Source organism: Paraburkholderia sp. BR10141, assembly GCF_056155635.1.
On sequence record NZ_JBMIQH010000010.1, the window covers coordinates 247,474 to 253,805 of the forward strand.

The 6,332-nt window shown below is 60.7% G+C and carries 5 protein-coding genes; 2 read left to right on the forward strand and 3 right to left on the reverse strand.

All coding sequences use genetic code 11. The features are described 5' to 3' along the window. Window positions 1–19: 19 nt before the first annotated feature. The 3 genes from ACOJB8_RS16940 to ACOJB8_RS16950 all read right to left on the reverse strand — a co-directional run bounded on the left by ACOJB8_RS16940 (window position 20) and on the right by ACOJB8_RS16950 (window position 3,772). Entirely contained in the window at window positions 20–691 is a 672-nt protein-coding gene (locus ACOJB8_RS16940; RefSeq protein ID WP_069266387.1) for a c-type cytochrome, read from the reverse strand. A 51-nt stretch (window positions 692–742) separates the two neighbouring features. Next, window positions 743–2,251, reverse strand: coding sequence for a cytochrome C (locus ACOJB8_RS16945; protein WP_256094851.1), 1,509 nt, complete (start codon window positions 2,249–2,251; stop codon window positions 743–745). Window positions 2,252–2,704: 453 nt separating this feature from the next. Then, the gene (locus ACOJB8_RS16950) at window positions 2,705–3,772 is read right to left on the reverse strand and encodes a purine-nucleoside phosphorylase (RefSeq protein ID WP_342947248.1); all 1,068 of its coding nucleotides are present in this window, start codon (window positions 3,770–3,772) and stop codon (window positions 2,705–2,707) included. 41 nt (window positions 3,773–3,813) lie between these two features. On the opposite strand from ACOJB8_RS16950, the gene ACOJB8_RS16955 reads away from it, so the two are divergent. Together ACOJB8_RS16955 and ACOJB8_RS16960 are read left to right on the forward strand one after the other, a co-directional pair. Then, a complete protein-coding gene (locus tag ACOJB8_RS16955; RefSeq protein WP_368684501.1) occupies window positions 3,814–5,418 on the forward strand; it encodes a metallophosphoesterase family protein in 1,605 nt (534 codons plus the stop codon). Window positions 5,419–5,863: 445 nt separating this feature from the next. Continuing rightward, a partial coding sequence (locus ACOJB8_RS16960; protein ID WP_475013421.1) for a hypothetical protein occupies window positions 5,864–6,332 on the forward strand: 469 nt, incomplete at its 3' end.

The window sequence follows — 6,332 nt, forward strand, 5'->3', positions numbered from 1 at the left end:
GGTCTGTGCGCCTGATTGCTCATCGATCGTCTGCCGGACTGACGGACGCCTCCCCTTCCGGCGGAAACACCTCGACGTAGGCCGCGACGGCACGCATGTCACGGTCCGACATGTTGGCGCACACAGCCTTCATGACAGCGCCGCGAGGCCGGGTATCCGATTGCTGGAAGACCTTGAGCTGCTTCATGACGTAGTCCGCGTGCTGGCCCGCGAGCCGGGGAAACTGATTTATCCCTTCGCCATGCTGTCCATGGCAAGCCATGCACGCCGAGACGCCCTTGTCCGGCAGGCCCGAATGATAGATCGCGTTGCCTTCGTTGATGAGCGCGAGATCGCTCGCTTCGCCGAGAACCGCGGGTTGACTCGAGAAGTACGTCGCGAGCTCGTCGATCTGCGCGTCGGTCAAATGGGTGAATCCCCACATGAAACGCTGCGCATTCGGGTCGGCCCGCGAATGACTCTTGAAGTCCGTCAGTTGATCGACCAGATATTCCTTGCGCTGCCCGGCGAGCTTCGGAAACGTAGGCGACACCGAAACGCCGTTCACACCATGGCAGTTCGAGCACACCTGCAAGGCGATGGTCTTTCCGCGCACCTGCGGGTTATCGACCTGTCGCGAATGCTCGAGGTCCTGACACGCCGACCCGGCCAGCAGCATCCCAATGGAGACGATATGCGTCACCTTGTTCATGGCAACAACCTCCTTGCTGCAGCCTTTGCTGTCCCCGGTAGCCACGGGACATCACCATGAAGCAGCCCACAGATAGATGAAAAGCGTGTCGTTGTCTCTCGCATTACGGCCCGCGCCGTCGTAATTCGACGTCGCACCGAGAAATTTGGTGTAGTGCGTGTACTGAATACCTATCCGGATGCGTTGATTCGGTATCCAGAATATTTCTGGCGTCCATCCCTGCGTATTGGGGTGGAAATTCGCGCTGGCCGCGTAGGCCGTGCTGTCTGGACTACCTGTCGTATTGAAGAACGAAAGACTGAACCCGTACTTGGCCTGATACACATACGATGCCTTGATCCTCAACGAGTCGAGATTCCCCGACGTGCTGTCGCTCAGGACCAGATTATTCGGATCGTGGACGTTCTCACGCACGTAGCGGGCTTGCGCGGTGATCGTGTGCGGCTCGAGCAGGTACTCGTACTGCGCGTCCACGCCGTAATCGCGGTAGCGCGTCACGCCCTGCGTAAAGATCGGGAACTGGTTCGAGTCGTTCGGATAGATGTTCACGTTCAACAGGAACGCGCCGACCATTGCGCTATGAGGCCCCCAGTCCCGCGTCAACGCAATGCGTGCATACGGGTTGTAACCGCGCAGATAAATTTGCGGGTGAGCCGCGTTTCCTTCCCGGTTGCCGTGACTCATGAACGACCAGATGCCATCGGCCGTGCTGTACGCGGTCAGTTCGGCGTAGACCGTCTTGTTCCAGTACAGGTAGCCGCCGAAACCCACCACCTGCGACGCAAGACTTCCTTCGATAACGGGAAGATTGGGGATTTTGGCAACCGGACTGATCGTCGATGAAATGTACGGATAACCCCATGCCGGCGCGGAGTTCCAGACATCCTGCACGGTTGGATTGTTGTGCAGCGTTGCTCCGAGGATCAGGTCGTTCGCTTCGCCCATGATCCGGTCCACGAACCGGAAGTCTGTATTGTCGGATGCCCAGTGGCCTTCCCATTTGTTCGTTTCGCCATTCTGATGGTCGTAGTTCGTGTAGGTGAATTGCGTAAATGCACCAATTTTGTCGGTGATCTTTCCGGCAAGAAAGATGCTCGCAAAGTCGAAGATCGGCAGACCATTCTTGGTGTTGATGGTGTTGCCGCTCGCATCAGTATTGACTCGCGTCTGGCTCAGATTGCCGATTGCCATTGCGGCAATCGGGATCGTGCGTTCACCGAGCGTATAACCGGTGAGCTTGAACATTCGCCCATATGGCGTGAGCTCAGGAAATTGTCCTCCGGCGTGGCAAGCCACACAACTCTGGCCGGTTTGGCGCGCGAAGATCGGCAGCGCGTGTGCGATGGTCGCCGGCAACAACGCGAGCAACACGAATGCGAGTGCCCAGCCACAGAACAGCCAGTGATGAAATGCTGCATGGCTGACGAGTAACTTTGTCATGGCTGCCACTCCTGCGCCGCATGGAGCAAATACATCGCGTCGGCAGTGAGAGCTGGAGTCCGTATTCCGTGTGCCGCGGCGATCGAGGAGCGCGAGGCTCCAGCTGGTGAAACCGTTCACGATGAACCCTTTGCACGCACGCGACGTCTTCATTGTGCAAACGCGCAATCAGAATCGCGATGGGTCAACCCCCTCTATTTTTGGTAGGGGGCTCGCTAGCGACATGAACTGAATGCGGACAGTAAACGTGAAGTTTCCATTCGACACCTCCTGCGCGTACGATGGACCTGATCGATCATGACGGGTCGCGCAGCGTTGCTTCGCGCGACTCGCGTCCTGCGTAAACGAGAAGGCACCTCGAATATTCCCGCCGGGTTGTGGCGCGCCAATGGAAAGGCATCCGAAAGAATGCCTGGATAGATGAAGAAAGTTGAGCCGGTACCGCAAGACGCCACCCGCCTGCGCTGGTTTACACGTGACCACCGCCCACGACGCAGCACATGAATCAATGGCGCAGACACGCGATGCGTGCGCGGGCCGGCACCCGGCCCGCGTCACCGCACCTCAAATGCGTTACCGCTGCGGTACGCCGTTGCGCCACTCGCCCCAATGCGTGACGATGTCCTGAACCAGCGGATTGCCCGCGAGGAACAGATTATCGATCGCGATCGTGAAGCCGCCTTGCGACGCGTAGTTGAGCAGATTATCGGCGCTCGACTGGCCCGCATACGGCCGGTCGAAGTCCGAGCCGGCGCGCAGCACCGCGACGCGATTCAGGTCGACGCGATGCACGTTTGCCGCACGTGTCAGCGCCTCGAAGGTGGCGTTGTCCTCCTGCTGCGTCGTGCAATAGGTGCCCTTGCCGTCGGTCAGGATCTTCGTCCATTGCCGCGCTCGCTCGCCGAGGTCGGTGCCTGACCACCAGGTGTCGCCCGCGAGCGTGTCGCACTGGATCACGGTCGGCGGACGGTTCGCGGGTGCATAGCTGTACCTGGCGCGCGCGGCCTGCGCCTGGGCGTCGTCGGTGAGCGTCACGTTGCGAGACAGCGCGAATGCCGCCTTCGTGAGCGCGGGGTTCAACTGGAACACTTCGGTACGATAGTCGAGCGGCGGCTTCTGCGTCGGGCCCGTCGTGTTGATGCCGAGATAGCCGGTGTTCCAGCCCGCCGGAATTTCGCGTCCGTCGATCTCCCACTGAATCCCGAAGTCGACGAGCCAGTTCGCCCACGCAGCGGAACCCACGGTCCCCTGAAGCGGATCGATACCGGCGATGCCCGCCACCATGAAGTATGTGTGGCGCAAGTCGAAACGCGGCGAGAACGTCAGCGCCATGATCGACGCGGCGGCGTTCGCGTGCCCCATGCCCGTCGTCATCACGCAGATATCCTGCCGGTTGCAATGCACGGCCGGGTAATCGGGGGACAGACCCGCGACGGTGATGTCCTGCCACGGTCCGAGATGATCGAGCCACACCTGCCCTTCCGGACCGAACATCGAAATGATCATCACCTTGACCGCTCGGCCATGCGACGCGTCGTCGTCCTGCGCGAAGCTGTCTTCGGCATGCGCGATGGCAGGTGCAGCGGCCGCGCCGGCCACGAGCAACGATGAAATCACTGCGCCAAAAGCACGATTTAGCATAAAAGGTCCCACCTGTCATGTAAGAACCGCGGTTACGAAACGTGAATCGCGTGCCGTGTTGTCGACTGAGGTCGTGGTTTTTTCTCGGCGTGCAGCGTGGGACCTGGGCATGCGCCATTCAGGCGAGAGTGAGTATAAGCGGAGAAAAAAATCGCCTGTTACGACCTGCAACGACTACGACTGAACCTCTCCCGCAAGCCACCGTCTCACCCGGAGCATTCGGCAGGGGATCGCGTCAGTCAAACGCGGTCCCGCCTTTCAACCGCGATCGGAGGAAACAAAACATGCCAAAGAAGCGCTCAGTTCGAACGTCAGCCAGCAATGGCAGTGACGGCGGCAACGGCCGCGTTCTCGCCGCCCCCGTCTTCTCGCAGCCGCAGCCAACGCCAGATCCGCAAACCTTCATCGTCAGGCACGCCTCCGATGTGGCGGCCTACCGGATGATCGACGAACTCAACCGCGAGCACAAACTCAAGGCCCTTCCGTTTCCTGCGCCGCGCGGCGGCGTCGAGCCCCGCCTGACACTCGCGGACGTGATCGACAACGATCAGACCGTCCTCGACCAGATCAACGCGAACGCACAGATCGTTTTTCACTCGACGGGCGATTGCGGCAGTACCCGCGGCCCCAAAACGCAGAACGAAGTCTCCGACAAGATGGTCAGCGACTTCGACGAAACCGATCCTGCCGAAGTGCCGCAATTCAACTTTCTGCTGGGCGACATTGTCTACAGCTTCGGCGAAGCGCAGTACTACTACGACCAGTTCTACGAACCCTATCGCGACTATCACGCACCGATCCTCGCCGTTGCCGGCAATCATGACGGGATGATCTCGCCTTTGCAGCACGAAAAGAGTTTGCAGGCGTTTCTGCGAAACTTCTGCTCCGACTGCTTTCAGGTCTCCCCCGATGCAGGCAATCTTTCACGTACTGCGCAAATTCAGCCGGGCGTCTTCTTTACATTCGAAGCGCCGTTCGTGCGCATCATCGCGTTGTATAGCAATACGCTCGAAGATCCTGGCGTGATCTCGAACAGCGACATCGGCAACAGCCAGTTGAAGTTTCTCAAGGCGGCGTTGACGCGGGTGAAAAAGGAGGGCTACAGGGGCGCATTACTGTTCGCGCATCATCATCCGCCGTATGTCGCTCGCGGACGTCACGGCTGGAGTATCGAGATGCAGCAGCAGATCGATGCGATATGCGAAGAGGTGGGCGTATGGCCTCATGCCGATCTTGCGGGACACGCGCACAACTATCAGCGCTTTACTCGCACGCGTCCGGACGGCACCCACATTCCGTACATCGTGTGCGGCAACGGCGGACACAACGTACAACGACTGACCACCAACGGGCAACCGCCGCTTCGTGCACCGCAGCTGATCCAGGCCGCAACGAAGACCACCGATGCCGTGGTCATCGAAAACTACGACGACCAGAATTACGGCTATTTGCGCATCGTCGCGAACGCCACCCAGTTGCGCATCGAATATCACGCTGCCGTCGACGGACCGTATACCAAAGCGCCCGACGACCAGGTGACCGTCGATCTGGCCACACGCCAGCTTTCCCACTACGTGGCCCGCAATGCTGGCATACCGGCACTCGCCACGCGCATCCGCGAATTTGCGCAAAGCGGGAAACTCTGACGCCGATCGGAACGTCAGCCCCGGTGTTCTGAGGAATTCTGTGGCTCCTCCAGGTTCCTCTTCTCCGGAATCTGCGCACGGTTCATGCTGTCCCGGCGATTGATAAAGACTCTTATTCAAGCCCGCCCCTCGACGGGGATCACACGCATGACGTGTGGTCAGATCCGTACTTTGCCGATGCCAATTCTTCAAAATGCCATCGGCGAAAACACCCCACCGTACCAGGAAACGCCAGGGTGAGCGCGGCTGCATCGGGCGATGCATCGTATTTTTCGTAGTTATCCTTACTAGAATCGATTCCCCTGCTCATCGTGGCACATCGTATGCGCGAGACGGCTGCTGGCCTACGCGCAGAATTCGAGCGTGCACCGGCGCACTTTCGAAGCGGTTTGTAGGAAGAAAGGGGCGGACGATGAACCGAGCGACGAAATACACGGCGACATGGGTGGTGGCTTTAGCGCTGTCCGGTGCGGCTTACGCAGCGGCGGGTGGCAACGGCGGCGGCGGCGGTGGCGGCCACGGTGGCGGCGCGGGCGGCAACGGCGGTGGCCACGGTGCTGGCGCAGGCGCAGGCGTGGGTGGCAACGGCAATGGCAATGGCAATGGCAATGGCAATGGCAATGGCAACGGCAATGGCGGCAATGGCGGCAATGGCGGCCACGGTGCGGGCGTCGGTGCGGGCGTCGGTGCGGGCGTCGGTGCGGGCGTCGGTGCGGGCGTGGGTGGCAATGGCGCGGGGGTCGGTGCGGGCGTCGGTGCGGGTGTAGGTGGCAACGGTGCAGGTGCGGGATCGGGAGCGGGCTCCGGCGGCAATGGTGCCGGGTCAGGCGGCAACGGCGCGGGCTCGGGAGGCAGCGGTTCCGGCTCCGGTGGTGCCGGTGCCGGTTCGGGCGGCGCGGGAGCGGGAGCGGGCG